General features: G+C 37.9%; 29 protein-coding genes. 27 read left to right on the plus strand and 2 right to left on the minus strand.

Annotation, left to right across the window (positions count from 1 at the left end):
* Nucleotides 1-87: 87 nt before the first annotated feature.
* The 4 genes from gcvT to fabI all read left to right on the plus strand — a co-directional run bounded on the left by gcvT (nucleotide 88) and on the right by fabI (nucleotide 4,972).
* Nucleotides 88-1,188: a glycine cleavage system aminomethyltransferase GcvT gene (gene gcvT / locus AC3RV6_RS07735; protein ID WP_489748870.1), complete on the plus strand. Its 1,101-nt coding sequence runs from the start codon at nucleotides 88-90 to the stop codon at nucleotides 1,186-1,188.
* Between the two features lie 32 nt (nucleotides 1,189-1,220).
* Nucleotides 1,221-2,588, plus strand: coding sequence for an aminomethyl-transferring glycine dehydrogenase subunit GcvPA (gcvPA, locus tag AC3RV6_RS07740; protein ID WP_489748871.1), 1,368 nt, complete (start codon nucleotides 1,221-1,223; stop codon nucleotides 2,586-2,588).
* On the plus strand, nucleotides 2,581-4,041 hold the full coding sequence (gene gcvPB, locus AC3RV6_RS07745) for an aminomethyl-transferring glycine dehydrogenase subunit GcvPB (RefSeq protein WP_489748872.1): 1,461 nt from the start codon (nucleotides 2,581-2,583) through the stop codon (nucleotides 4,039-4,041). Before gcvPA ends, gcvPB begins: the two co-directional genes overlap by 8 nt.
* A 151-nt stretch (nucleotides 4,042-4,192) precedes the next feature.
* Nucleotides 4,193-4,972 (plus strand): enoyl-ACP reductase FabI, encoded by a 780-nt coding sequence (fabI, locus tag AC3RV6_RS07750; RefSeq protein WP_489748873.1) that lies wholly within the window; start codon nucleotides 4,193-4,195, stop codon nucleotides 4,970-4,972.
* Nucleotides 4,973-5,116: 144 nt separating this feature from the next.
* Here fabI and AC3RV6_RS07755 read toward each other — a convergent pair whose 3' ends face one another.
* The gene (locus AC3RV6_RS07755) at nucleotides 5,117-5,497 is read right to left on the minus strand and encodes a rhodanese-like domain-containing protein (RefSeq protein WP_489748874.1); all 381 of its coding nucleotides are present in this window, start codon (nucleotides 5,495-5,497) and stop codon (nucleotides 5,117-5,119) included.
* Between the two features lie 102 nt (nucleotides 5,498-5,599).
* Between AC3RV6_RS07755 and AC3RV6_RS07760 the strand changes: the two genes are divergently transcribed.
* Nucleotides 5,600-6,436 carry a lipoate--protein ligase family protein gene (locus AC3RV6_RS07760; protein ID WP_489748875.1) on the plus strand — a complete coding sequence of 279 codons (837 nt, stop codon included), beginning with the start codon at nucleotides 5,600-5,602 and terminating at the stop codon, nucleotides 6,434-6,436.
* Nucleotides 6,437-6,506: 70 nt separating this feature from the next.
* Here AC3RV6_RS07760 and AC3RV6_RS07765 read toward each other — a convergent pair whose 3' ends face one another.
* Nucleotides 6,507-7,490 carry a DUF1385 domain-containing protein gene (locus tag AC3RV6_RS07765; RefSeq protein ID WP_489748876.1) on the minus strand — a complete coding sequence of 328 codons (984 nt, stop codon included), beginning with the start codon at nucleotides 7,488-7,490 and terminating at the stop codon, nucleotides 6,507-6,509.
* A 131-nt stretch (nucleotides 7,491-7,621) separates the two neighbouring features.
* Here AC3RV6_RS07765 and AC3RV6_RS07770 point away from each other — a divergent pair, with 131 nt between their 5' ends.
* From AC3RV6_RS07770 to AC3RV6_RS07875, 22 genes are all read left to right on the plus strand, one after another.
* Entirely contained in the window at nucleotides 7,622-8,044 is a 423-nt protein-coding gene (locus AC3RV6_RS07770) for a hypothetical protein (protein WP_489748877.1), read from the plus strand.
* Nucleotides 8,045-8,172: 128 nt separating this feature from the next.
* Complete coding sequence (locus AC3RV6_RS07775; protein WP_489748878.1) at nucleotides 8,173-9,234, plus strand: M24 family metallopeptidase; 1,062 nt, start codon at nucleotides 8,173-8,175, stop codon at nucleotides 9,232-9,234.
* Between the two features lie 23 nt (nucleotides 9,235-9,257).
* Nucleotides 9,258-9,815 (plus strand): elongation factor P, encoded by a 558-nt coding sequence (gene efp, locus AC3RV6_RS07780; protein WP_489748879.1) that lies wholly within the window; start codon nucleotides 9,258-9,260, stop codon nucleotides 9,813-9,815.
* 113 nt (nucleotides 9,816-9,928) lie between these two features.
* Nucleotides 9,929-10,138 (plus strand): SpoIIIAC/SpoIIIAD family protein, encoded by a 210-nt coding sequence (locus tag AC3RV6_RS07785; RefSeq protein ID WP_489748880.1) that lies wholly within the window; start codon nucleotides 9,929-9,931, stop codon nucleotides 10,136-10,138.
* Nucleotides 10,117-10,515, plus strand: coding sequence for a hypothetical protein (locus tag AC3RV6_RS07790; RefSeq protein ID WP_489748881.1), 399 nt, complete (start codon nucleotides 10,117-10,119; stop codon nucleotides 10,513-10,515). Before AC3RV6_RS07785 ends, AC3RV6_RS07790 begins: the two co-directional genes overlap by 22 nt.
* Before the next feature lie 16 nt (nucleotides 10,516-10,531).
* Complete coding sequence (locus AC3RV6_RS07795) at nucleotides 10,532-11,428, plus strand: stage III sporulation protein AE (RefSeq protein ID WP_489748882.1); 897 nt, start codon at nucleotides 10,532-10,534, stop codon at nucleotides 11,426-11,428.
* A 241-nt stretch (nucleotides 11,429-11,669) separates the two neighbouring features.
* Nucleotides 11,670-12,089, plus strand: a complete 420-nt coding sequence (locus AC3RV6_RS07800) for a hypothetical protein (RefSeq protein WP_489748883.1) — start codon at nucleotides 11,670-11,672, stop codon at nucleotides 12,087-12,089.
* Nucleotides 12,086-12,631 (plus strand): SpoIIIAH-like family protein, encoded by a 546-nt coding sequence (locus AC3RV6_RS07805; protein ID WP_489748884.1) that lies wholly within the window; start codon nucleotides 12,086-12,088, stop codon nucleotides 12,629-12,631. Before AC3RV6_RS07800 ends, AC3RV6_RS07805 begins: the two co-directional genes overlap by 4 nt.
* A 464-nt stretch (nucleotides 12,632-13,095) precedes the next feature.
* Nucleotides 13,096-13,245: a hypothetical protein gene (locus AC3RV6_RS07810; protein WP_489748885.1), complete on the plus strand. Its 150-nt coding sequence runs from the start codon at nucleotides 13,096-13,098 to the stop codon at nucleotides 13,243-13,245.
* A 190-nt stretch (nucleotides 13,246-13,435) separates the two neighbouring features.
* Complete coding sequence (accB, locus tag AC3RV6_RS07815) at nucleotides 13,436-13,939, plus strand: acetyl-CoA carboxylase biotin carboxyl carrier protein (protein WP_489748886.1); 504 nt, start codon at nucleotides 13,436-13,438, stop codon at nucleotides 13,937-13,939.
* A 14-nt stretch (nucleotides 13,940-13,953) separates the two neighbouring features.
* A complete protein-coding gene (accC, locus tag AC3RV6_RS07820; RefSeq protein WP_489748887.1) occupies nucleotides 13,954-15,300 on the plus strand; it encodes an acetyl-CoA carboxylase biotin carboxylase subunit in 1,347 nt (448 codons plus the stop codon).
* 17 nt (nucleotides 15,301-15,317) lie between these two features.
* A complete protein-coding gene (locus tag AC3RV6_RS07825; RefSeq protein ID WP_489748888.1) occupies nucleotides 15,318-15,728 on the plus strand; it encodes an Asp23/Gls24 family envelope stress response protein in 411 nt (136 codons plus the stop codon).
* Between the two features lie 101 nt (nucleotides 15,729-15,829).
* Nucleotides 15,830-16,240: a transcription antitermination factor NusB gene (nusB, locus tag AC3RV6_RS07830; RefSeq protein WP_489748889.1), complete on the plus strand. Its 411-nt coding sequence runs from the start codon at nucleotides 15,830-15,832 to the stop codon at nucleotides 16,238-16,240.
* Nucleotides 16,233-17,099 carry a bifunctional methylenetetrahydrofolate dehydrogenase/methenyltetrahydrofolate cyclohydrolase FolD gene (gene folD / locus AC3RV6_RS07835; protein WP_489748890.1) on the plus strand — a complete coding sequence of 289 codons (867 nt, stop codon included), beginning with the start codon at nucleotides 16,233-16,235 and terminating at the stop codon, nucleotides 17,097-17,099. Before nusB ends, folD begins: the two co-directional genes overlap by 8 nt.
* Before the next feature lie 83 nt (nucleotides 17,100-17,182).
* On the plus strand, nucleotides 17,183-18,538 hold the full coding sequence (gene xseA / locus AC3RV6_RS07840) for an exodeoxyribonuclease VII large subunit (protein WP_489748891.1): 1,356 nt from the start codon (nucleotides 17,183-17,185) through the stop codon (nucleotides 18,536-18,538).
* Nucleotides 18,539-18,781 carry an exodeoxyribonuclease VII small subunit gene (locus AC3RV6_RS07845; protein WP_489748892.1) on the plus strand — a complete coding sequence of 81 codons (243 nt, stop codon included), beginning with the start codon at nucleotides 18,539-18,541 and terminating at the stop codon, nucleotides 18,779-18,781.
* Nucleotides 18,774-19,658, plus strand: coding sequence for a polyprenyl synthetase family protein (locus AC3RV6_RS07850; RefSeq protein ID WP_489748893.1), 885 nt, complete (start codon nucleotides 18,774-18,776; stop codon nucleotides 19,656-19,658). Before AC3RV6_RS07845 ends, AC3RV6_RS07850 begins: the two co-directional genes overlap by 8 nt.
* A gap of 311 nt (nucleotides 19,659-19,969) precedes the next feature.
* Entirely contained in the window at nucleotides 19,970-21,871 is a 1,902-nt protein-coding gene (gene dxs, locus AC3RV6_RS07855) for a 1-deoxy-D-xylulose-5-phosphate synthase (RefSeq protein ID WP_489749214.1), read from the plus strand.
* The gene (locus tag AC3RV6_RS07860; RefSeq protein WP_489748894.1) at nucleotides 21,868-22,689 is read left to right on the plus strand and encodes a TlyA family RNA methyltransferase; all 822 of its coding nucleotides are present in this window, start codon (nucleotides 21,868-21,870) and stop codon (nucleotides 22,687-22,689) included. Before dxs ends, AC3RV6_RS07860 begins: the two co-directional genes overlap by 4 nt.
* A 51-nt stretch (nucleotides 22,690-22,740) precedes the next feature.
* Nucleotides 22,741-23,190 (plus strand): transcriptional regulator AhrC/ArgR, encoded by a 450-nt coding sequence (ahrC, locus tag AC3RV6_RS07865; RefSeq protein ID WP_489748895.1) that lies wholly within the window; start codon nucleotides 22,741-22,743, stop codon nucleotides 23,188-23,190.
* Nucleotides 23,191-23,206: 16 nt separating this feature from the next.
* Nucleotides 23,207-24,904, plus strand: a complete 1,698-nt coding sequence (gene recN / locus AC3RV6_RS07870; protein WP_489748896.1) for a DNA repair protein RecN — start codon at nucleotides 23,207-23,209, stop codon at nucleotides 24,902-24,904.
* Nucleotides 24,905-25,017: 113 nt separating this feature from the next.
* Nucleotides 25,018-25,986, plus strand: coding sequence for a SpoIVB peptidase S55 domain-containing protein (locus AC3RV6_RS07875; RefSeq protein ID WP_489748897.1), 969 nt, complete (start codon nucleotides 25,018-25,020; stop codon nucleotides 25,984-25,986).
* Nucleotides 25,987-26,142: the final 156 nt, after the last annotated feature.

Below are 26,142 nucleotides of genomic sequence, written 5' to 3' on the forward strand. Positions count from 1 at the left end.
AGGTCAAACTTTCAGGTAAATGGACAGGGGTTCCCTTTGTTTTAACGGGAACCTCTGTCTTTTTATGGAAAATTAAAGGGGGAACACATGTTGACAACGACACTAAAACGCACTGCGCTATTTGAAAGTTATGCAGAACATGGTGGAAAAACTATTGATTTCGGTGGTTGGGATTTACCTGTTCAATTTTCAAGCATCAAAGAAGAACATGAAGCTGTTCGTACAAAAGCGGGATTGTTCGATGTTTCACATATGGGTGAAGTTCTTGTAAGTGGAAAAGGTTCACTTTCTTATTTACAAAAATTAGTGACTAATGATGTGTCAAAACTTAAAGATGGTCAAGCTCAATACACTGCGATGTGTTATGAGAATGGTGGAACAGTTGACGATCTCCTGATCTATAAACGCGGCACAGATGATTATTTACTTGTTGTTAACGCTTCAAATCTTGCAAAAGATGTTGAATGGATGAATAAACATATAACGCCAGATGTTGTAATTGAAGACAAATCATCTTACTATGGACTACTTGCACTACAAGGTCCTGTTGCAGAAAAGGTTTTGCAAAAACTAACTGAAGAGCCTCTTAATGAAATTACATTCTTCCGATTTAAGGATAATGTTATTATTGATGGCCATTCGGTTCTAGTATCTCGAACTGGTTATACTGGTGAAGATGGTTTTGAAATTTATGGTCCTTCTGAAGCGGTAATCGCTCTGTGGGATTCAATTCTTAAAGCTGGCGAAAGTGAAGGTGTAATACCTGCTGGTCTCGGCGCCCGTGATACACTTCGCTTTGAATCAGGATTACCGCTTTATGGACAAGAATTATCACAAGATATTTCGCCTTTAGAAGCTGGACTTGGTTTCGTTGTTAAATTAAACAAAGAGGAAGATTTCTTAGGCAAAGCTGCACTTGCATCTCAAAAAGAAAATGGTGTTCCACGTAAGCTTGTTGGACTTGAGATGATTGATAAAGGTATTCCTCGTACTGGCTATAAAGTATTTATTGGTGATGAGGAAGTGGGCGAAGTCACAACTGGAACGCAGTCGCCAACACTCAATAAAAATATTGGTTTTGCACTTCTTAAAACGGAGCATACTGAAATCGGGACAGAAGTAACTGTCCAAGTTCGTAAGAGAGTGCTAAAGGCAGTTATAATCGCAACACCATTTTATAAACGATAACCAATTTAATTTAGAAAAGGGGATAAGTCGACATGAAGCATCGTTACCTTCCAATGACGGAATCTGATCGCGAAGAAATGTTAAAAGTAATCGGTATTTCTTCAATTGACGAATTATTTGAAAGCATTCCAGAAAAAGTACGCTTTAAGGGCGAATATAATATAAAAAAGGCTAAATCTGAGACTTCACTAACTAAAGAATTATCTAAAATTGCCGCAAAAAATGCAGATGCACGAAGTTATGCATCATTCCTTGGTGCAGGCGTTTACGATCACTATAAGCCAATCATTGTTGACCATGTAATTTCTCGTTCAGAGTTTTACACAGCATACACACCATATCAACCAGAAATTTCACAAGGTGAATTGCAAGCAATTTTTGAATTCCAAACAATGATTTCAGAGTTAACTGGAATGGATATTGCAAACTCTTCTATGTACGACGGCGGAACAGCACTTGCTGAAGGAGGAACATTGGCTTCAGGACATACTCGACGTAAAAAATTGCTTATATCTGAGACGGTGCATCCTGAATACCGCGATGTTGTCCTTTCTTACGCAACTGGGCAAAATATTGAAGTAGTTACTATTCCACATAAGAATGGTATTACTGATTCTGCAAAGCTTGATGAGTTAATGGACGATTCAGTAGCTGCTATTCTTGTTCAATACCCTAACTTCTTTGGTCAAATAGAAGATATAAAAAGTATTGGTGAAGTAGCTCATGCATCGGGTGGATTATTCGTTGTATCATCTAACCCACTTGCGCTTGGAATTCTAACGCCTCCAGGTGAACTAGGTGCGGATATAACAGTTGGAGATGCACAACCATTTGGTATTTCTGAAGCGTTTGGTGGACCACATTGTGGTTACTTCGCAGTAACGAAAAAGTTAATGCGTAAATTACCGGGTCGTCTTGTTGGTGAAACAACTGATGAGGACGGAAAACGTGGTTATGTATTGACATTGCAAGCACGTGAACAGCATATTCGTCGTGAAAAAGCGACATCTAATATTTGTTCTAACCAAGCACTTAATGCGCTTGCAGCATCTGTTGCAATGACTGGTCTTGGAAAAATCGGAACACAAGAAATGGCTTATCAAAATATCGTGAAAACACGCTATGCAAAAGAAGCTTTCATAAAAGCTGGTTTTGACGTAATATTTGATGGCTCACATTTCAATGAAATTGTTGTGAATTATAAACAACCTGTGAAAGCTGTAAATGCACATCTTTTCACAAAAGGTATCCTTGGTGGATATGATCTTGGATTGAAGTTTGATAACCTTAAGAATCACGCGCTTATCGCGGTGACTGAACAAAGAACTAAAGAAGAAATTGATGCACTCGTATCAGAAATTGCTGCGTTTGTGCAGGAAACGGAGGCCCTTCATGCATAAAGAAGATCAGACATTAATTTTTGAAGTAACAAAAGAAGGACGAATTGGTTATAGTCTTCCAGATTTAGAAGTTCCTGAGCTTGATTTATCAGATTTATTGCCTGAAGGATATAAGCGTGAAGTGCCAGCGGACCTTCCTGAAGTTTCAGAACTTGATATCATGCGTCATTACACTTCACTTTCCAATCGTAATCACGGAGTCGACACTGGGTTTTATCCACTAGGTTCTTGTACGATGAAATATAATCCGAAAATAAACGAGTCTGTTGCTCGTTATCCAGGGTTTGCAAATATTCATCCACTCCAAGATGAGTCAACAGTTCAAGGTGCAATGGAAATAATGTACGATTTACAGGAACACTTATCTGAAATTACTGGTATGGATCAAGTAACTTTACAACCAGCTGCAGGGGCGCACGGCGAATGGACAGCATTAATGATGATTCGTAAATTCCATGAGTCAAATGGTGATTTCAATCGTACGAAAGTACTTGTACCAGACTCAGCGCACGGTACAAATCCAGCATCTGCTACAGTTGCAGGATTCGACACAGTTACAGTAAAATCTAACGACCGTGGTTTAGTAGATATTGAAGATCTTAAAAGTAAAGTCGGCAACGACATTGCGGCACTTATGCTTACAAACCCAAATACATTAGGTCTTTTTGAAGATGATATTCTAGAAATGGCTGAAATCGTTCACGGGGCTGGCGGTAAGCTTTATTATGATGGAGCAAACTTGAACGCTGTTATGTCTAAAGCACGTCCTGGAGACATGGGCTTCGATGCAGTTCACCTTAATTTGCATAAAACGTTTACAGGACCACACGGTGGTGGTGGACCAGGATCTGGACCAGTTGGTGTTCATAAGGATTTAATTCCTTTCTTACCATCCCCAGTTCTAGTTAAAAATGATGACACATATACGCTTGATTATAATCTTCCTGATTCAATCGGTCGCGTTAAACCTTTCTATGGTAACTTCGGCATATACTTACGTGCTTACACGTATATCCGTTCAATGGGACCTGATGGCTTGAAAGCAATAACTGAATACGCAGTGCTTAATGCGAATTACATGATGCGTAGACTTGAACCTTATTATGATCTTCCATATACGCAACATTGTAAACATGAGTTTGTTCTTTCAGGTCGTCGTCAGAAGAAACTTGGTGTTCGTACTTTGGATATCGCGAAAAGATTACTAGATTTCGGCTATCATCCACCGACAATCTACTTCCCGTTAAACGTTGAAGAGGCGATGATGATTGAGCCGACTGAGACAGAATCGAAAGAAACGCTTGATTCGTTTATCGATGCGATGATTACAATCGCTAAGGAAGTAGAAGAAAATCCTGAAATCGTACAAAATGCTCCGCATACAACTGTCATCAAACGTCTTGATGAAACGAAAGCGGCGCGTCAACCAGTTCTTCGCTATGTAAAAAAATAAGTTTTTCCTTATAAAGTTAAAGTGTGCCGCTTGTTTATTCAAGCGGTGCACTTTTTCAATTGCGCAAACTATGATATAATTAGTTTAGTAGCAGGTGCTAACATTAGCCGCTAAGTCATTTTATATTAATTAAATTTTTTAGGAGGAAAACATGGACGATTTATTGAAAATTAAAGGTAAAAACTATGTAATAATGGGTGTAGCAAATCAAAGGAGTTTGGCTTGGGGTATTGCGAAAACATTACATGAAGCTGGTGCGAATTTAATTTTTACGTATCGCAAAGAGCGCTCTATGGATCGTATTGAAAAACTTCTTAGCGAACATAGTATTGAAGCTAGACTCATTGTTCAGTGTGATGTAAATGATGATGGTAGCATTCAACAAGCTTTTGTAAAGATTGAAAATGAAATAGGAACTGTTCACGGACTTGTTCATTCGCTTGCTTTTGCACATGCAGAAGATTTACATGGCGAATTCATTGATACATCTAGAAGTGGATTTGCCTTTGCGCAAGATACAAGTGCTTATTCTTTAATTGCTGTTTCAAAAGCAGTTAGTTCATTAATGACTGAAGGCGGTTCAATCGTGACAATGAGCTATCTAGGAGCTGAGCGTGTGCTTCCTGGATATAATGTAATGGGCGTAGCTAAAGCTTCTCTAGAAGCGTCTGTGAAGTACTTAGCAGCTGATTTAGGCCCGAAAAATATTCGTGTTAATGCTATTTCAGCAGGTGCTGTTCGTACACTTTCCGCGAAGGGTGTTCCAGCTTTCAATACAATTATGAAAAAAGTGGAAGAGATAGCGCCACTTAAAAGAAATATTACACAGGATGAAGTTAGTAAAATGACATTGGCTGTTGTTAGTGATCTTTCGAGTGGGGTAACTGGTGAAGTTATTTATGTCGATGGTGGATACAATATAATGGGTTAATTCTCCGAAATATTAAGGGGATTTTAGCGGTGCTATAAGAATAAAAACAGCCGACAAACCTTTTAATTTGAAGGGTTTGTCGGCTTAATTTCTGTCTAGAGATCTATATGATTAGGTTCTCAGGCAGTGTGCATTCATAAAGCATTATTTACTTTTCACTTTTCCTGTCCACTGACGGAATCCGCCTTGAAGATGGAATAATTGCTCATAACCTTTTTTCTTTAGAAATAAGGCAGCACGAGCACTCTTTCCGCCGCTTTGATCATAAAAGTAAGCTGGTAAATCAGAACGTACTTCCTTATGACGTTGACGGAACTGTGAGTAAGGAATATTTCTTGCACCTAGGATATGGCCAGCATCGAAATCCTTTGATTCACGGACGTCGATTAACTGAGCTTTTCTATAACCTTTGATGAACTCTTCTTGCGTCAAATTGGTGACGGCTTTTTTGAGGCGTAGCATGGTGATGACCAAGTATATGATCAAGGCAGCAAGAACACCGACAATTACGTAAAGATAATCCACAACAACTTTCCCCTTTCTGTTTCCTACTCTATTATAAGAGTATAGCGGCACTAGTTCAATGGGGATGTCGAAATGATATTTGAAACAAAGGAGGATTTTTATATGTCCAAGACAAAATGGCACTTTATTAATTCTGGAAAATGCACCCCGTCTTATAATATGGCCTTAGACGAAGCGCTGTTAGATTGGCATAGTAAAGGTGAAATTAGTCCCGTCCTTAGATTTTATGAATGGTCCCCAGCAACTTTATCGATTGGTTATTTTCAAAGTGTAGATAAAGAAATTGATATGACTAAAGTTGAAGAATATGGGCTAGGTTTTGTCAGAAGGCCAACTGGTGGGCGAGGTGTGCTGCACGAACATGAACTTACATATAGTGTAATTGTTAGCGAAGACTATCCGAATATGCCAGAAACGGTGACAGAAGCATATCGCGTAATTTCAGGTGGGCTTCTTGAAGGATTCCGAAACTTAGGTCTTGATGCAAACTTTTCGATTCCTGATAATGAAAGATCGAGAGAAGGGTTGAAAAATCCGAAGAGTGGTGTGTGCTTTGATGCACCTAGTTGGTACGAGTTGGTCGTAGAAGGAAAAAAAGTGGCAGGAAGCGCACAAACGAGACAAAAGGGTGTTATTTTACAGCATGGTGCAATTTTACTCAGTCTGGATGAAGATAAGTTAATTTCGCTTTTTAAATTTCGTACGGAAGAGTTGCGGGCGCGTGTTCGTCGTAGCTTGCCGGAGAAAGCAATTGCGATTGATCGTTTGAGTAAAGAACCCGTGACAATTGATGATTGTGTAAAAGCTTTTCGTGCTGGTTTCGAAACTTCGCTAAATATATCATTAGAGCCATTAGTGTTAAGTGAAGAACAGGAAAAATACGTGAAAGAGATTGAAATGCGTAAATACGGAAATGATGAGTGGACTTTCCGGAAATAAAATGCGAAATTTAAATAATAAAAAATCGGTATCCCTACTCATCATGAGTTTAGGATACCGATTTTTATTTTCACAATAATATTGGATCAACATTTTCTTTTATTTCGTCTTTTACAGTAGGCTCTAGAGCAGATGAGCCGTACTTTTCAACTTCTAACAACTTTTCAAAAGAAAGGATAGCGACTTCGACTTGATCGTCACTTGGCTCTTTTGTTGTTAACAGCTGAAGCCATAGACCAGGATAACCTAAATACTTTAACACGGGAATCGTGCGAACTGCGTTTGTAATCTGAAGCACTTCAAATGAAACACCTAGTACAACTGGAATAAGTAAAATTCTATTTACGATACGCAGCCAAAAAGGATCTGCTGGTACTAAGAAATAAATTAACATTCCTACGATTACTGTGAATAGTATGAAACTACTTCCGCAGCGGTAATGTAGTCTAGATTGTGCTTGTATATTTTCAACAGTTAACGGTAATTTATTTTCATAAGCATTTATTATTTTATGCTCAGCCCCGTGGTATTGGAAAACCCTACGGATAAAAGGCGTCATTGAAATTATTGAAAGATACCCAAGTAATAGGGTGAGTTTAAAGAATGTTTCAATTAATATTTGAGCGGTTTTTCCTGGAGCAACCGAATAAAATAATTGTGCAATAAATACTGGTACAAGTGTGAAAATAAACTTGCTAAATAGAAACGATAATACACCAACGGCTGCAACCCCGATAATCATTGTTAATTTAGAAGTCTTTTCCTCTTCCTCTTCAACTTTTTCTTCTCCCGGAAGAACATCATATCGATCAGTTGAGAACGTTAAGTGACGAGAGCCGATACCTGCTGATTCAACTAATGCGACAAGTCCTCTTAGAAACGGAATCTTTTTAAGTTTCCTCGCTAAGTCATTTTGTTTCTTAGGTAAATGAAAATATTCAATCGAATCATCTTTTCTTCGAATTGCTGCGACTGTATGTTCTTTACCGCCGAACATAATTCCTTCGACAAGCGCCTGACCACCATAGGCTGCCGGTTGTTGTTTTTTAGCCATTATTTTTCCCCACGCCTTCTTTCGAGTCAAATTGCATCTAAATCTATTGTACTAAAAAACTTCCCAACCCTCCACAAAGATGTTTAAAATAATGCGAAACATCCGACACTTTTAGTAAAGGAGGTTTTTATATGTTTAATCAAACATTTTTTTACACAACAATTTTTGCCGCTTTATTTATGACTATATCATTAAAACTTTTACATATATTTAAATTTATCAAGTGGTCACCAATAGCGTGGACAAAGAAAGTGCAGTTTTTTGCGACAATGCCTTTAAGTTTAAAATGGGCATCTCTTTTTATCGGACTCGCAATTGTTTTCGCTATTCTTTATTTTATCACTTCATTTTTGGATAACATCCCACCTTCTATATCTGCTATATTATTTTGCGTAGTATTAATTGTTGCCTTAGAGTGGACGATTAACAAGCCTGAAACACCTCTTAAAGCGCTTAAATCTATTTCAATTCCATTATTATCTGTAACCGCAATTGTTTTTAGGTTTATCGTGGGAACTTCAGTATTTATGCGTAAAATTTCAAGAGATGTGTGAAATGATTTGCAATATGATAAAATGGAATAGATTAGGTTAGAAGGGTCACTAAATCTATTTTAATGCGTATTGTGTTGTGCAAATTGTGGAATATATGCGCCTTTCTAGTTCTAAAAAAGGAGAGTGCTATGATGAAATTAAGAAATTTGCGTATTCAAATGGAGCAAAAAGAAATTGATGCGCTCCTTATTACAAATCCATTTAATATTCGTTATATGACGCAGTTTACTGGAACTTCAGGTGTTGCTCTTGTTTCTAAAGATGATGCGGTTTTTATAACTGACTTCCGTTATACAGAACAAGCTGCAAAAGAAATTGAAGGATACCGTATTGTGAAGCATGAGAAAACAATGATTGAAGAAGTTGCGTCACAAGTGAAAAAAATGGGTATCAAGACAGTAGGTTTTGAAAAAGATAATTTGTCATATGGGCTTTATGACCTGTATAATAAAGAAGTAGAAGCGGAGTTAAAACCAGTTTCGGGTCTAGTCGAAGAGCTTCGTATGATAAAAACTGTTGATGAATTGACGATTCTGAAAAAAGCTGCGAATATTGCGGATGAGGCATTCGCGCATATTATTACGCATATTCGTCCAGGGATAACAGAACTCGATGTTTCAAATGAACTTGAATTTTTTATGCGGAAAAAAGGGGCGACTTCATCCTCTTTTGATATTATCGTTGCATCCGGATTAAGAAGTGCACTACCACACGGCGTAGCAACTGATAAAATTATTGAAACGGGTGATTTTGTCACACTGGATTACGGTGCATTATATCAGGGATATATTTCAGATATTACACGCACAGTCGCTGTTGGCGAACCGTCAGACAAGCTTAAAGAAATTTACGCTGTAACACTCGAAGCGCAGAAATTAGCGTTAAGAGGTATCAAGCCGGGAATGTCTGGAATTAAAGCGGATGCGATTGCTAGAAATTATATTGACTCTAAAGGCTATAAAGAGGCGTTTGGGCATTCAACAGGACATGGTATAGGTCTAGAAGTGCACGAAGCGCCTGGATTATCGTTCCGTACTGAAACCATTCTGAAACCGAATATGACGGTTACAGTGGAGCCAGGTATTTATTTGCCTGGAATTGGCGGAGTTCGTATAGAAGATGATATTATTATTACGGAGACCGGTAACGAACGTCTGACTTTCGCACCAAAGGAACTACATATTTTATAAATTATTTTTATGGAGGAATTTTAATGATTTCAGTAAACGATTTTAAAACAGGTTCTACAATTGAAGTAGAAGGGGATATTTGGCGCGTTCTGGAATTCCAACATGTTAAACCCGGAAAAGGAGCAGCATTTGTCCGCTCTAAGTTACGCAACCTTCGATCAGGTAATGTGAATGAAAAAACATTCCGTGCTGGTGAAAAAGTTAAGCGTGCAAGAATTGATAATTTGCGTATGCAATACTTATATGCAGACGGTGATGAACATGTATTTATGGATAATGATTCATATGAACAAATTGAAGTTCCAGGAAATACAATTGAGTATGAGTTAAAGTTTTTAAAAGAAAATATGGAAATCCACATTATTCAGTACCAAGGGGAAATTCTTGGCTTACAACTACCGGTTACAGTTGAATTAGAAGTTATTGCAACAGAACCTGGAATTAAGGGCGATACATCTAGTGGTGGATCTAAACCAGCTACTGTTCAAACAGGGTTAACAGTGCAAGTACCATTCTTCATCAACGTTGGCGATAAGCTAATTATTAATACTGAAGAAGCGGAATACGTCTCACGCGCCTAATTTAATAAACCAAACCACATATTATTAAAAATAAAAGCAGCCATAATCATGGGCTGCTTTTTTGCATATACGAGAATGGACTTACATAGGGTGTTTTATGGGAGGCGTACCGGATGGAATTAAACGATTTGCTGAGAATCGCCGGTATTGGTTTAGTTATCGGATTGCTGCACGTATTTTTCGAACAAACTGGTAAAAAAGAGTTCTCATTTTTTCTGTTTTTCATTGCGTATTTATACATTACTGCCGAGCTTATCCGATTTCTAAAAGTTTTCTTTACTGAAATATCGGAGTTTTTTCAATGGCTCACGATGTCACTCTAATGATTACGTTATTTCAAGTAGTTGTCGTTTTTTTACTTCTATTGCTAATAAACTTTGCAGTACCTCAACTACAGCCTATTTTATACACATCATTGTTACTCATTGTTTTGCTTTATTTTCTAACAAGTATTCTATTTCCATTTGGCAAAACATTCGCAAGTATATTCGATGTACTACCAAATCCGTACGCTAAATTACTCATTGGGAGTGCGATTCTTTATTTTATTTCAGAAATAATCGCTCAGCATATAAAAGAAGCAGGCTATGGATCACTTGCGATGATCTCTCATTTTTCTGTAAAGATTGTCATTCTATTACTTTGGTTAAATCAAACATCCACGCTTATTAATTTGCTTTCTACTCTCATTTCAAAATGATCGGACGCGTATAATTATGATCTCCTTTATTGACACGATTCTCGGTACCGTATTATCGAGCTTTGTCATTTTGGTCATATCTGTATTTATGGCATTGTTGGTTGATTTTTTATTTCCAACGTTTAAAAATTGGACGAGATTCCTCCTTTTTATCATTGTTGTGACAGTGGCGTTGCAGCCTGCTTTTGCTCACTTTATACTTATTCGCGAAATTGCTTATACCATATCTATGATGTTCATCGCCGTATATCCTATTTTAACAGCAAGCATGATTGCTGCTGGAGGGGCATTCAGTTTACTTAACTTTCAACCAGCCATGTTGTTATTTGCCAATGGCGCAATAGTTTTAACAGAAAAGCTATTAATTCCCTTGTTGACAACGGCGTTGATTTTAGATATCGCCACCAGATTACTTCCTAATGTCCCATTTACGAAGCTTGCTGAACTTATAAGAACCACATTGTTAGGTGTAGTTTCCGCTGTAGTGGCGACTTACTCCATTTTTATTACGGCTGGTGGTGCAATGTCTTGGGCGCTGTCAGGCATGACAAGTGAACCTATGAAAGAACTTATTCAGCAAAATATTCCCTTGATAGGGTCGTTTATGACGGATAGTTTAAGTTCAATTGGCAGATATTCATCGGGCGTTAGTGTTTTTGTCGGGGGATGGCTTATAACCACAATCGCAACTGTTGCAATCATTCCTTCACTTAAAACATTAGTTGTTGCACTTTTTTATAGATGGACAGCCGCTGTCATAGAACCATTTGCTGATAAGGACATTACTGGCATGATTGATGATATTGGGAAAACGTTGTTTGTGTTATGCGCGATATCATTTCTAATTGCCTTTGCTTTTATTTATACGGCTATTTTTACAATAGTACTGGTCAAGTTATTAACAATGAAATGAGGTGAGGCGGTGGAAGCTTTTTAGTAGGTGTACTGTCAATTACGATTATGTCTTCCGTTCTCCTTCTTCTTTTCCCGGATGATTCAGGAGAGAAATTTCTACCGATAATAAAACTTGCGATGGGAATTTGGATAATTCATTCGATTTTCACAATATTTGGTCATAGCCTTCTATGAAAATGCATAAAATAGATCATGGATGACAGAACAAAACCAACATAACGAGCGAAAATGGGGATGCTATGGAAAAGCCAAAAAGAAAACTCCAAACCTTTCTATTTGGACTCATACTCGTTCTTGTCATCATGTTCATAAATACGACCATTTTTGGAACTGGAGGGAATCAGAACAAGTTAGAAGAGGATAGTCGGGAATACGCTGCACTCGAACAAGCATTGATGGAAATAGAGGGAGTTGGAGAAGTTACCTTATACTTTCATTACCAGCAAAGTGAACAAGAAAATCCGTTATCCGATTATTTTTCACTGTCAACTAATAAAATTGAAAAAAGGGCAGATAATTTACAAGGAATCCTTGTAATCGCAGAAGGTGCAGCAGACCCTAAAATTCAAAATGAGTTATCAAAAATTCTATCAGCGGTCATACAGTTGCCGAAACACAAAATTGTCATTGTCGAAATGAAAAAGGGGGAGCAGGAATGAGAGCTAATAAAAGAACAGTATGGTTTCTAACGTTATTAAGTCTAGTGGCAGTAATTTCAATTTACTATGTAACACAAAAGACACCTATGCCATTTGATGGGCTTCAAATTTTTGATAATAAAAATGAAGCGATTACATTAAAGGAAAAGGCAGAGGATGGAACTGCTCAGACACCGGTTTTTGCAGAAAGTTATTTACTTGAAAATATGAGAATGGAAGTCGCAAATGAACGAAGCCAAATAAGTGAACAACTTACATCTAAAATAAACTCAGCTGATTATACGGCTGTTGAAAAAGATGCAGCTTATGAAGAAATGGCGCAACTTACGAAAAGAAATTCGGCTGAAGCAATGCTAGAAATGCAAATTATAGCACTAGGGTATCCTGATGCATTTGTTCGGACTGAGGACGGTAAGGTGAAAGTGACTGTATTAAGTGATGATGGACAATCTAAGAAACAGGCAGGTGAAATTACGTATCTTGTCATGTCTACTTGGGAAGACGCGAGAAAAGTAGAGGTAGACTTCAAGGAAGGTTCTTGAAGGAAACGAAGGCCCTTTTAAGGGTCTTTTTTTTATTTTAATAACGTACCTGAATCAATTTAATAAAGACCTTAATCTGCTACAATGACGAAATATATAGTTTGAGAGCGCTTCAACTCAAGTATATATTGTGGTGGTGTAGCAATAAAACCCAATTATGAAATTGATTGACCTATTGGGGAAAAGCTTTTTGAAGTAGGACAGTCTGTTTAACAGAAACTAACCACAAATAATCCTCTTAAAATATTTCATATGATTAAATATGGTTGATTGATAACTTTAAAATGAATCAGCAAATTTAAGGTCGTAAAGATAAATATAATGAATAACATAGGGCTATGAATTATTTTACTAAGTTTTTACTGATATATGCAAGGCTAGGCAGTACACTAATAAAGTAAAATAAGGTATATTATATTTGTTGAATAGATTCTCTTTAAAGATATGAAAAGTAGGTGAACAAAGTGGGGAAATATCAATTGGATAACAAAGGTCATGCGGCTGTGGCAAAGTATCATGAAAAAAACAAGCCAGCCAGATTTGATAAAAAGCAGCAACTTGAAAAAATACGTGCGGAGTATTTGGAAAAAAAGCAAAAACAAACAGAAAAATAAACGATGACGGCATCATCTACAACCTTTACTACGCAATAGCAGATAGCAGTGAAACGAAGGTCCTTTTAAGGGTCTTTTTTTTATTTAATCCCACAAAATAAAAAAAAAAACGCGTTATCTGTTTCATTATGTGTCATAAACGTCTAAAATAGAAATGAATGAAAAATTATTATAGTCGGGGGAATGTGTAATGTTGAAAATACAAGAGATACGTGAAATTATTAAACTTATTGATCAATCTACAATTGAAAAGTTTTCATATGAAGCTGAAGGTACAAAGATAACACTTAGAAAGAGTAGTGGGCAACATGTTGGGGAGTCTATCACACAAGTGATAACTGCACCAACTCAGCCTGTCGCTGTTCCAGCACCAGTCGTGAGTGATGCTCCAGCACCAGTTACTCAATCTGTTCAAGCGGCACCAGTTGCTGAACAAGTGATAGAAGATCCTACATTACACAAAATTGTTTCACCAATGGTCGGTACTTTTTACGCGGCATCATCACCTGAACTTCCAGCTTATGTTCAAGTTGGCGATAAAGTAACGCCAGAATCTATTGCTTGTATCGTAGAAGCGATGAAATTATTCAATGAGATTGAAGCGGAAGTTTCAGGGGAAATTGTTGAAATTCTTGTAGAAGATGGACAACTAGTTGAATACGGACAACCCCTCTTCCTAGTGAAAACGAAGTGAAAGGGGATAAACTAATGAAAAAGGTTTTAATTGCTAATCGTGGTGAAATTGCGGTACGGATTATCCGTGCTTGTAAAGAACTTGGAATTGAAACGGTTGCTGTTTATTCAGAAGCAGATCGCGAAGCGCTTCATGTTGAACTTGCAGACGAAGCTTATTGCGTCGGGCCTAGATTATCAACGGATAGTTATTTAAACTTCTCGAATGTTATCAGTATTGCGAACCTTACAAATTGTGATGGCATCCACCCTGGTTACGGATTTCTTGCGGAGAATGCTAGCTTTGCAGAGTTGTGTGAAGCGTGCAATATTGAGTTTATCGGACCGACTTCTGATGCGATTTCACGTATGGGGACGAAAGACGTTGCGCGCGAAACAATGCGTAAAGCAGGTGTACCAATTGTTCCGGGTTCAACTGGAATTGTTGCGGATGAGCATGAGGCTATCGCAATTGCTAACGAAATTGGTTATCCTGTAATTATTAAAGCAACGGCCGGTGGCGGCGGAAAAGGTATCCGTATCGCTAAGGATGAAGAGGCATTAATCTCTGGTTTGAAAATTACACAAAATGAGGCAGCAGCTGCATTTGGTAACCCGGGTGTTTACTTAGAAAAATGTATAGAAACTTTCCGTCACGTTGAAATTCAGATTTTAGCCGATAAGCACGGGAATACTATCCATATGGGTGAACGAGATTGTTCAATCCAAAGACGTATGCAAAAGCTTGTGGAAGAAGCACCTTCACCTGCAATTACTCCTGAACTGCGCAAAGAAATGGGTGAAGCGGCAGTAAAAGCTGCACAGTCTGTTAATTACCGTGGTGCTGGTACTGTGGAATTTATTTTTGACCATATTAATCAGAAATTCTATTTCATGGAAATGAATACAAGAATCCAGGTGGAACACACTATAACTGAAATGGTGACGGGTATTGATTTGGTTCAGCAGCAATTGAAAATCGCATCTGGTGAGGTACTTGCTTATAAACAAGAAGATATTAAAATTAATGGTTGGTCAATTGAGTGTCGTATCAATGCAGAAAACCCATCGAAAAATTTTATGCCTTCTCCAGGTAAAGTAACAATGTATATGCCTCCAGGTGGCTTCGGTGTTCGTGTAGATTCAGCAATGTATACAGGTTATTCAATCCCACCTTTTTATGATTCAATGGTGGCGAAATTAATTGTTCACGCTGATACACGCGAGGAAGCAGTTTCAAGAATGAAACGTGCACTTGATGAGTTTATTATTGAAGGTGTCGAAACGACAATTCCTTTCCACTCAAAACTAATGGCTAACGATGTGTTTAAATCAGGAGATTTCGATACGAAATTTCTTGAGAAATATGACATTATGAATTAACAGGGAGGAATTTGGAAATGGCTGAGAAGACAAACCCTTCATTTGTTGAGACAATGGCATCAGGTGTGGACACATTAGGACGTGTCCAGCTTGCTCCTGAAGTTTTAGAAGTAATAATTGGCATAGCTACAACAGAAGTTGACGGCGTTGCGAATACAAGAGGGAATTTTGCTTCAGGAGTTGCTGAGAAGTTTGGCAAAGTGATGTACGGTAAAGGCGTTAAAACGATATGGTCTGAAAATGGACTTATTGTGAACGTCTATTGTAAGATACAAAAAGGATTTTCTGTTCGAGATGTTGCATTAAATGTTCAAAAACAAATTCGACATGCGATCTATCATATGACTTTACTTGAAACGAATGAAGTGAATGTACATATAACTGGTATCGAGTTCGAAGCAGAGACAGAAACAGGCTCATCATTTTAAAAGCATCGTCCCCACGGATGATGCTTTTCAACTTGAAGCGAAGAAACTTACTGTAATATGCTATGATAATATGTGAAAGTTACAGTAGAGGAGACTATTTAATGAAACGAAGAGAAGCAAGAGAGAAAGCTATACAGACACTATTTCAGCTAGATAATATAGAACTATCAGTGGACGAGGCTATCACGTATATAATGGACGAACAAGAAAACTCGTTTTACGAAAAGCTTGTTAGGGGTACAATTGAAAATAAAGAAGAGATTGATCAGGCACTAAAAGAGAATTTATCGAATTGGTCCTTAGAACGATTGCCGAAAATAGAGCGAACTGTACTTCGTCTAGCAATTTTTGAATTGAGATATAGCGATGAAGTTCCAGAGAGAGTTGTACTGAATGAAGCGATTGAACTTTGTAAAGTATTTGGTGATGAAAAATCAGGACGCTTTGTGAATGGTGTTCTATCAAAATTTGCTGAAAATAAAGAAAAGAATGGAGGTAAGACAATTGAGTAGCAAATTGATTGACGGGGTTGCAATTGGTAAAGTAATCCGTGCGGAAATCAAAGAAAAAGTATCGGTTTTAAAAGAAAAAGGCTGTACACCTGGCCTAGCTGTTATTCTTGTTGGCGATGATCAAGCTTCTCACACATATGTGAGAAATAAAGAGAAATCAAGTATAGAAGCAGGTATGAAGTCTATATTGATTAAACTGCCCGATACAGTTTCTGAAGAAAATCTTCTAAACGAAATACAAAAGCTAAATAATGACGATTCAATTAACGGTATTCTTGTACAACTTCCTTTACCGGAACATATTGATGAAGACAAAATTATCGTAGCGATTAATCCTTCTAAAGATGTTGACGGATTTCACCCAGTGAACGTAGGCAAGGTAATTATTGGCCAACGAGCATTTTTATCGTGTACGCCGTATGGCATCATCAAATTACTCGAACGTTCGAACACATTGATTGATGGTCAACACGCTGTAATTGTTGGACGTAGTAATATTGTTGGAAAGCCAATGGGACAGCTATTATTACAGCGTGATGCAACCGTTACTTACTGTCACTCGCATACGAAGGATTTAGCTTCTATTACAAAACAAGCTGATATTTTAATTGTAGCAATGGGGAAAGCAAAATTTATTACTGCTGATTACGTGAAAGACGGCGCTGTCGTCATTGATGTTGGCATGAATCGTGATGAAAATGGAAAGCTATGCGGAGATGTTGCTTTTGATGAAGTTAAAGAAGTTGCTTCATTGATTACACCGGTTCCTGGCGGCGTAGGACCAATGACAATTACGATGCTTTTGAAAAACACACTTTACAGTGCGGAACAAGCATTTGCTAATGGTCAATGTAAATAAAAGCGGATATTAAGAAATAAATTGAAATGTCGGTTTCGTTAGAGATTGCGTTTCGGTTTGTTATGGATTAGGAGGAAGGAACTTTGACAGGGAATCCCTACTTATCTGTCCAGTCATTAACGAAGTATATTAAGCGGAAATTTGATGCAGATCCTCATTTGCGAAATGTCTACGTAAAAGGTGAGATTTCAAACGTTACAAATCATCCAAGCGGACATATTTACTTTACATTGAAAGACGAAGGAAGTCGTATACGTTCGGCAATGTTTCGCTCAAGTGCTGCGAATTTAAAGTTCAGACCTGAAAATGGCATGAATGTCCTAATAACAGGGGATGTGTCAGTTTACGAATCAAGTGGACAGTATCAGCTCTATGCACAAACGATGCAACCGGACGGAATAGGCGCTTTATACCTTGCGTTCGAACAATTAAAAGAAAAACTTGAAAAGGAAGGCTTGTTCCAAGCGAAATGGAAAAGGGCACTTCCTTTATTTCCACAAAAGATTGGTGTTGTAACTGCACAAACGGGTGCGGCAATTCAGGATATATGTACAACGATTGGAAGGCGCTATCCTTTGGCCGAGATTGTCCTATTCCCGACTGTTGTTCAAGGTGCACAAGCAGCTCCCTCAATTGTTAAATCAATAGAACAAGCTGGAATGGATACATCCATAGACGTACTAATAGTCGGTCGTGGTGGAGGTTCAATTGAAGATTTATGGGCTTTTAACGAAGAAGAAGTAGCACGGGCCATATTTTCAAGCAAAATCCCGATTATTAGTGCTGTTGGGCATGAGACAGATACGACGATAGCTGATTTTGTTTCTGACAGAAGGGCGCCAACACCTACTGCGGGTGCTGAACTTGCTGTGCCGGCAAGGGATGAATTGTATGATAGATTGTTATCAAGAAAGCGTTCAATCTATAGAGCAATGTCGACAAAAATTAAAAGTGAGCAACGACGGTTAGAAGCAGCTCAATCATCTTATCCACTTCAATATCCTGAACGATTGTATCGTCCTTTTACTGAAAAGTTAAGCGGAATTGAAGATCGGCTAGTAAGAAGTGGTCAAAATATACCAACACGCGGTAAAACTGATTTGACGCGTCTTAGGACAATGCTTAATTATCATTCACCTATTCAACGCATAAAAGAAGAAACACGAAATGTTGCAGTATTAACAGACCGTTTGATGCGCACAGCAATGCATGATAAGCGTATGAGAGCAGATCGTTTTGCGACGTCTTTACGAATGTTAAAGGCTCTAAATCCATTAAATATTATGGAGAGAGGTTATTCCATTGTTTATAAAGATGGAGAAATAGCAAATTCTGTAACAGCCTTATCAGACGGCGCGGAAATAAAAATTCACTTGGCGGATGGAACAGCCGATGCAACTGTCCGTGCAATAACTATGAAGGATAGGGAGGAAAACTAATTGGGAAAAGAAGCAATCCGTTTTGAAGAAGCGATTGTACAGCTAGAGGAAGTTGTTCAAAAACTGGAGACTGGTGAAGTACCTCTAGAGGATGCCATTAATTTGTACAAAAAAGGGATGGAGCTATCTGCATTTTGTCACGATAAATTGCAAGACGCAGAAAAACAATTAATTTCAATTATTGACAAGGATGGAAATAAATCTGTCTTTGATCCTACGCAAGGTGCTGATACTGATGCATGAAAAACTTGAATCATTTATTGATGAAAAATTACCTAAAGTGACCGAACTACTTGATGAGTTACTTATCGAAAATGATATCCCCGAGTCATTAAAATCCTCTATGGCCTATTCTGTAAATGCAGGTGGAAAAAGAATTCGACCATTACTCGTACTTGCTACACTTGAAGATCTTGGCTTTAAGTCAGATGATGGTTTCAAGGTTGCTTGTGCGGTTGAATTAGTTCATACATATTCACTAATCCATGATGATTTACCGTGTATGGATGATGATGATTTTAGACGTGGGAAATTGACTAACCATAAAGTATATGGTGAAGCTGTCGCTGTTTTAGCAGGTGATGCACTGCAAGCATTAGCATTTAGTGTTTTAGCTAGTCTCCAAAATACGCCAAGCCCTGCTGTAATTGAACTGATTCGTTTACTCGCAGATTCTTCAGGTGCAAACGGTATGGTTGGTGGACAAATCCTTGATATTGAAGGAGAAGGTAAGTCGCTTACACTCGCACAACTTGAAGCCATTCATTTGAACAAAACGGGTGCTTTGCTGTCGTTTTGTATTGAAGCAGGAGCGGTTATGGCTGATCTAGATGTGGATAAGATGCAAAAGCTTAAAGTATTTGCACGAAATATTGGACTTGCATTTCAAATTCAAGACGACATTTTAGATGTAACATCGACTACGGAAATGCTTGGTAAAAATGCGGGAAGTGATGAAACGAGCGATAAGACGACCTATCCGTCATTGCTTGGTTTAGATGTTGCTAGACAAAGACTTGCACATCATCACAAAATCGCTAAAGAGTCACTAGAATTTTTAAACGATGAACAATCATTACTGGCACTAATAGCGGACTATATAATTGAGCGTGAGTTTTAAATTATTGATTTGCTAGAAGCTTTCTAATTCATACATATGTCGACTAAATATAGTTAAGCAAGTACTGAAATCATGCAGTTTAAATGAAACTAATTCCGGGTACGTCATAGAGAATCTAGCTATAAAGAGTCATTAACTTAATTAGAGATATTCTTAGGAATTCACCATTACTTATAGGGATGGATGAATCCTTTAACAAATAAAGTAACTGCTTCCCGTGCAAGTCTCTTGTACTGGGCGTGCTTACTGATATAATGTTATCAAGTATATGAATGAACATTGTAATTAATTTGTGAAGGTGTGTGATAATGATGGATCTAACTAAAATTACTAATCCATCTTTTATAAAACAGCTCGATAAGGTTCAGCTAGAGCTATTGGCTGAAGATATTCGTTCGTTTCTTATTGAGAAATTATCTGTTACGGGTGGACATATTGGACCGAATCTTGGTGTTGTCGAGCTTACAATAATGCTGCATAAAGTATTCGACAGTCCTCAAGATAAACTTTTATGGGATGTAGGTCACCAGGCGTATGTTCACAAAATCCTGACGGGTCGTGCGGACCAGTTTGATACATTGAGACAATATAAAGGTCTATGCGGATTTCCAAAAATGAGCGAGAGCGAGCATGATGTTTGGGAAGCTGGACATAGCTCGACTTCTTTATCTGCTGCGATGGGCATGGCGGTAGCCCGCGATATTAAAGGTGAAAAAAATTACGTGATACCCGTTATTGGAGATGGCGCTCTTACAGGTGGAATGGCACTTGAAGCACTCAATCATATCGGCCATAAAAAAACGAATATTCTTGTCATCTTGAATGATAATGAAATGTCTATTGCGCCAAATGTTGGTGCACTTCATGCAATACTTGGAAAACTTCGGACGGCGGGTAAATATAATTCCGCAAAAGATGAATTAGAATATATCTTGAAAAAGATTCCAGCAGTTGGTGGAAAATTAGCAGCTGCCGCGGAACGCGTAAAAGATAGCTTGAAATATTTACTCGTTTCTGGCATCTTTTTCGAGGAACTAGGTTTTACTTATCTAGGACCAATTGACGGTCACGATTTTGCGGATTTAGAACGTAATCTTCAATATGCGAAAAAAGTTGATGGACCTGTCCTACTTCATGTAATTACGAAAAAAGGTAAAGGTTATCGTCCAGCTGAAGATGATAAAATTGGGAATTGGCACGGAACTGGTCCTTATAAAATTGAGACTGGTGATTTTGTGAAATCAACTTCTAAGGCTCCATCATGGAGTGGTTTGGTAGCTGAAACTGTACGAACACTCGCCCGTACTGATAAACGTATTGTTGCAATAACGCCTGCAATGCCAGTGGGCTCAAAACTAGAATCTTTCGCAACGGAATTTCCTGATCGCTTTTTCGACGTGGGAATCGCTGAACAACATGCGACAACAATGGCTGCAGGACTTGCAACACAAGGAATGAAACCGTTCCTATCAATTTATTCAACTTTCTTACAAAGAGCATATGATCAAATGCTTCATGATGTTTCAAGACAAAATTTAAATGTATTTATTGGCATTGATAGATCCGGTCTTGTAGGCGGCGATGGAGAAACGCATCAAGGAATTTATGATATTGCTTTTTTAAGACATATGCCAAATGTAGTTATTATGATGCCAAAAGATGAAAATGAAGGCCAACATATGGTGAAAACGGCAATTGAATATAATGAAGGACCTATTGCGATGCGTTATCCACGTGGTAATGGAATAGGCGTCCCACTAGATGATGAGTTGAAAACTATCCCGATTGGTACATGGGAAGTTTTACGTGCGGGAACTGATGCTGCGATTTTAACGTTTGGTACGTCTATTCCAATGGCGCTTGAAGCTGCGGAATTACTTGACGGAAAAGGGCTTTCAGTTTCAGTCATTAATGCCCGATTTATTAAGCCGCTTGACGAGGTTATGCTTACCGAATTGTTGCGTCATAATATTCCATTGATGACTGTCGAAGAGGCGGTTTTGGCGGGTGGATTTGGTAGTGCGGTTTTAGAATATGCGCATGACCATGTTTATACTGAAGCCACAATTCATCGAATGGGAATTCCTGATAAGTTTATTGAACAGGGTAATACCAATGAATTACTTGAAGAAATAGGCATGACTGTAACACATCTTGCACATAATATAGAATTATTAATTGAAGAAAAAGCATCTAAAAGAGGGATTGTATGACAGAGCGACGGCAAAAAGAACGGGTAGACGTTTTGCTCGTTAAAAAAGGTCTCTTTGAAACGAGAGAGCAAGCAAAGCGTTCTATTATGGCTGGGATTGTTTTCTCAAATGAAACCAGACTCGATAAGCCGGGCGAAAAAATATTTGAGGATGCTCCATTACTCGTAAAAGGAAACCCTTTGAAATACGTGAGTCGTGGTGGCTTGAAATTAGAAAAAGCGCTTGAAGTCTTTGAGGTTGATGTGAAGGATAAGATACTTCTTGATATTGGTTCATCAACAGGTGGATTTACAGACTGTGCGCTCCAAAACGGGGCGCTACACTGTTATGCGTTAGATGTTGGTTATAATCAGCTTGCTTGGAAGATTAGACAGGATCCACGGGTAACTGTGATGGAGAGAACGAATTTTAGACATTCGACTCCAGCAGAGTTTACAGTCGGTAAGCCACAGTTCGCAACAATTGACGTATCCTTTATTTCGCTTTCGCTAATCTTACCTGCGCTAAAAAAAATAATTGTAGACGGCGGCGACGTCATTGCACTTGTGAAACCGCAATTTGAGGCTGGTAAAGGTAAAGTTGGGAAAAAAGGCGTTGTGAGAGAACGAGCAATTCATCATGAAGTATTAATGAAGATAGCGGATGCATCGCTTCGTGAGGGATATAGTCTGCGTAATTTTTCTTTTTCACCTGTTACAGGTGGTGAAGGGAACATAGAGTTTTTGTTTCACTTAACAGCAGATGTTAAGCCAGAGAAAAATTATAGTGAATTAGTATTTAATGAACTTATAGACGAAGCCTACAAGGAGCTTTTGTAAAGTGTAACGAATGTTTATTTTATAAAATATTCAGCAGGGGGAGTGGTTGATTTGAATAAAGGTCATAGACATATTCGAATTCGTGATATAATCACGAATAATGAAATAGAAACGCAGGATCAACTTGTTCAAAGTTTAAAGGAATCAGGCGTTGATGTGACACAGGCAACTGTCTCCCGTGATATTAAAGAAATGCACTTAATAAAAGTACCGCTTTCAAATGGAAATTATAAATACAATTTGCCTCCTGTTCATAAATATAATACCGAGGTAAAATTACATAGAGCTTTAACGGATGCATTTGTGAGTATCGACAGTGCAAGTCATTTTTTAGTGCTTAAAACTGTGCCGGGGAATGCTCAAGCAATTGGCTCATTATTGGATAACCTTAACTGGCCAGAAATGCTTGGAACAATCTGTGGTGATGATACATGTTTAATCATCTGTAAAGAGGAATCCTTTACAACTGATGTAAGTGAAAGGTTACTCGCAATGCTTTGAAAGATGGTGAGCGAAAATGTTAAATGAAATTTCAATTAAAAACTTTGCAATCATTGAACAACTTGACGTGAATTTTCAAGAAGGGCTGACCGTTTTAACAGGGGAAACCGGAGCGGGAAAATCTATTATTATCGATGCAGTTCAGTTATTGTCAGGTGGAAGAGGTTCACAAAGTTTCATTCGACACGGAGCCAAAAGTACTGAACTTGAAGGACTTTTTATCATAGACGACCCAAAACATCCAGTCATTCATATGCTGGATGAATTTGGAATTGGTGCAGAAGATGGCGCAGTTATTTTAAGACGCACCATTAATTTGAATGGAAAAAATGTTTGTAGGATTAATGGAAAACTTGTAACGATTGCGATGATGCGAGAAGTCGGCTCGCGAATTATCGATATACACGGTCAACACGAAAATCAGGAACTCATGCATGAGCGAAGACATATTTATTTATTAGATCAATTTGCTGGTCGTAAAATGGAGCATGCTTATAGTAGTTATTTAGAAGTCTATAATCAATATAGAAGATTAAAGAAAAAACTTGAAACAGCAAATGATAACGAACAACAAGTTGCGCAGAGAATTGATTTGTATTCATTTCAATTAAAAGAAATAAATGCTGCTGCACTGGAAATTGGTGAAGAAGAAGGTTTAGATGGTGAAAGAAGGAAACTTCAGAACTTTAATCGACTTTTTGAACGATTAAATACGGCCTATGAATCGATTAGTGGGGATTCACGCGCGCTTGACTGGGTTGGTTCTGCTATGAGTGATTTAGAGGATGCCGGTGATGTGGACGAGTCTTTAAAGCCATATTTTGAAACTGTTGCAACAAGTTTTTATTCTTTGCAAGATACTGCACATGAAGTGAAAACTGTTTTGGAGAATATGGAATTTGACCCAGCGAGGTTAGAATTTGTAGAGGAAAGAATTGCATTATTCATTTCGTTAAAACGGAAATATGGGCATACAATCGAAGATATATTGATTTATCGTGATAAAATAACCGATGAACTCGATCAACTTCTTAATCGTGATGAAAGACTTATTGCGGAGCAGGAAAAATTAGTACAATTAGTTAAGGACTTGGATGTCGAAGCCGAAGAGTTATCGATTATTAGACGATCTACTGCGACGAACTTAGAAGTAGCAATTATGGAGCAGTTGGAGCAATTGCATATGGGAAAGGCCTCTTTTAAGGTTATGATTAATCGTAAAGAAGGGGAAAATTTTGATATCAATGGCCATGACAATGTCGCATTTCATATTTCTACGAATATCGGAGAACCTTTAAAACCACTTGTCGAGGTAGCTTCTGGTGGAGAACTATCCCGTTTAATGCTTGCGTTGAAAACAATTTTTTCAAAACATCAAGGCATTACATCCATCATTTTTGATGAAGTGGATACTGGTGTTAGTGGTCGTGTAGCACAAGCAATTGCAGAAAAAATTGCTATGATTGCAACTCATTCACAAGTTCTCTGTATTTCACATTTACCACAAGTTGCAGCGATGGCTGATCATCATTATTTAATTAAAAAAGAAATAAAAAATGACAGAACGACAACTAAAATTGAAAATGTAAATAATATTGAACGGACGAGTGAATTATCTAGGATGCTTTCTGGTGCAGAAACAACACCTTTAACGATGAAACATGCTGAAGAACTCTTAACACTCGCTGCCGAACGAAAAAAAACATTTCGCTGACAGTCATAAAAAGCATTCTTAACGATTGCTTTTTTATGACTGTTTTATTTACCCTTTCATAACATCTCCCTAAAAGGACATACCAATACCATCTACAAATGAGGAGGTGAAACATGGAATGGCGTAAACAGCTTAAGTTGATTGTATCGCTTTCTGTGGCCTTGCTGTTTATGCCGATTATGGCGGGTGCAGCTCCGCTTAATGACAAAATGCTAATTCCGATGGGTCATTCAATCGGCATAAAAATGGATTTAACTGGTGTTTTCATTACGAATGAAGTATTGCTTTATGATGACAACTGGCTAAACGGTGGTGATCAGATCCAAAGTGTAAACGATATTGTGGTTTCGAAACTTGAAGATTTGAACGGAATACTTTCAAGTAGCACGGATCAAGATGAAATCAGATTAAGCATCCTGCGTGACGGTGCAACGTTTCAAGTACAATCACCGTATGAAGCAATAAAAAAACTGCTACCTTTCTTAAAAGACAGTACAGAGGGAACAGGTACGCTAACGTATGTTGATCCGTTAACAAAAAAGTACGGCGCGCTAGGTCACCAAATTATTGACAGTTCCTTTAATTCACCACCGTCTTTTAGAGCTGGTTCGATTCATCTTTCAGAAATTGATCAAATTAGAAAAAGTATGCCTGGGAACCCTGGGTATAAGATTTCAACAATTTTAAAGGACGATCGAGTCTTGGGAACAATTAACGAAAATGGCATCTACGGAATTTTTGGCAAATGGAACAACACTTATTCAGAAGTGTTGACTGAACCACTTGAAATTATGCAACCAGCAAAAGTTAGTATCGGTGAGGCTGAGATTTATACGACCGTTAAAGGGACAAAAGTCGAATCTTTCTCAATTCAAATTACAAATATTGAACAGGATCAGTTTCTCTTCACATTAACCGATACAGGTTTATTAGAAAAGACTGGAGGCATATTACAAGGGATGAGTGGAAGTCCAGTTATTCAAAATGGTAAATTTGCCGGAGCTGTAACGCATATGTTCGTAGATGAACCAGAAAAAGGTGCTGCACTATTTTTAACAACAATGCGCACTGGTGAAAAGTAAAGAAGTAGCCAACCTTTAAACGGTTGGCTTTTTAATTTTTACATATATCGTTCACTCAATACTTTCTCAGTCCAAGTCTACACTCCAGTACATATTATTCGTCAAGAAATACGCGCGAAATTAGTCGATTAATGATGAAATCATATGTCGGACGAA

Source organism: Sporosarcina sp. So3-204, assembly GCF_058068165.1.

Excerpts from the sequence above, each read along its gene's own strand:
- AC3RV6_RS07800 (WP_489748883.1), top strand. The coding sequence starts at position 11,670 with ATGGAAAAGCCAAAAAGAAAACTCCAAACCTTTCTATTTGGACTCATA.
- fabI (WP_489748873.1), top strand. The coding sequence starts at position 4,193 with ATGGACGATTTATTGAAAATTAAAGGTAAAAACTATGTAATAATGGGT.
- gcvT (WP_489748870.1), top strand. The coding sequence starts at position 88 with ATGTTGACAACGACACTAAAACGCACTGCGCTATTTGAAAGTTATGCA.
- AC3RV6_RS07805 (WP_489748884.1), top strand. The coding sequence starts at position 12,086 with ATGAGAGCTAATAAAAGAACAGTATGGTTTCTAACGTTATTAAGTCTA.
- AC3RV6_RS07760 (WP_489748875.1), top strand. The coding sequence starts at position 5,600 with ATGTCCAAGACAAAATGGCACTTTATTAATTCTGGAAAATGCACCCCG.
- dxs (WP_489749214.1), top strand. The coding sequence starts at position 19,970 with ATGGATCTAACTAAAATTACTAATCCATCTTTTATAAAACAGCTCGAT.
- AC3RV6_RS07875 (WP_489748897.1), top strand. The coding sequence starts at position 25,018 with ATGGAATGGCGTAAACAGCTTAAGTTGATTGTATCGCTTTCTGTGGCC.
- accB (WP_489748886.1), top strand. The coding sequence starts at position 13,436 with ATGTTGAAAATACAAGAGATACGTGAAATTATTAAACTTATTGATCAA.
- AC3RV6_RS07775 (WP_489748878.1), top strand. The coding sequence starts at position 8,173 with ATGATGAAATTAAGAAATTTGCGTATTCAAATGGAGCAAAAAGAAATT.
- recN (WP_489748896.1), top strand. The coding sequence starts at position 23,207 with ATGTTAAATGAAATTTCAATTAAAAACTTTGCAATCATTGAACAACTT.
- AC3RV6_RS07770 (WP_489748877.1), top strand. The coding sequence starts at position 7,622 with ATGTTTAATCAAACATTTTTTTACACAACAATTTTTGCCGCTTTATTT.
- AC3RV6_RS07795 (WP_489748882.1), top strand. The coding sequence starts at position 10,532 with ATGATCTCCTTTATTGACACGATTCTCGGTACCGTATTATCGAGCTTT.
- AC3RV6_RS07825 (WP_489748888.1), top strand. The coding sequence starts at position 15,318 with ATGGCTGAGAAGACAAACCCTTCATTTGTTGAGACAATGGCATCAGGT.
- AC3RV6_RS07790 (WP_489748881.1), top strand. The coding sequence starts at position 10,117 with ATGGCTCACGATGTCACTCTAATGATTACGTTATTTCAAGTAGTTGTC.
- gcvPB (WP_489748872.1), top strand. The coding sequence starts at position 2,581 with ATGCATAAAGAAGATCAGACATTAATTTTTGAAGTAACAAAAGAAGGA.
- AC3RV6_RS07860 (WP_489748894.1), top strand. The coding sequence starts at position 21,868 with ATGACAGAGCGACGGCAAAAAGAACGGGTAGACGTTTTGCTCGTTAAA.
- efp (WP_489748879.1), top strand. The coding sequence starts at position 9,258 with ATGATTTCAGTAAACGATTTTAAAACAGGTTCTACAATTGAAGTAGAA.
- AC3RV6_RS07765 (WP_489748876.1), bottom strand. The coding sequence starts at position 7,490 with ATGGCTAAAAAACAACAACCGGCAGCCTATGGTGGTCAGGCGCTTGTC.
- AC3RV6_RS07785 (WP_489748880.1), top strand. The coding sequence starts at position 9,929 with ATGGAATTAAACGATTTGCTGAGAATCGCCGGTATTGGTTTAGTTATC.
- accC (WP_489748887.1), top strand. The coding sequence starts at position 13,954 with ATGAAAAAGGTTTTAATTGCTAATCGTGGTGAAATTGCGGTACGGATT.
- nusB (WP_489748889.1), top strand. The coding sequence starts at position 15,830 with ATGAAACGAAGAGAAGCAAGAGAGAAAGCTATACAGACACTATTTCAG.
- gcvPA (WP_489748871.1), top strand. The coding sequence starts at position 1,221 with ATGAAGCATCGTTACCTTCCAATGACGGAATCTGATCGCGAAGAAATG.
- AC3RV6_RS07850 (WP_489748893.1), top strand. The coding sequence starts at position 18,774 with ATGCATGAAAAACTTGAATCATTTATTGATGAAAAATTACCTAAAGTG.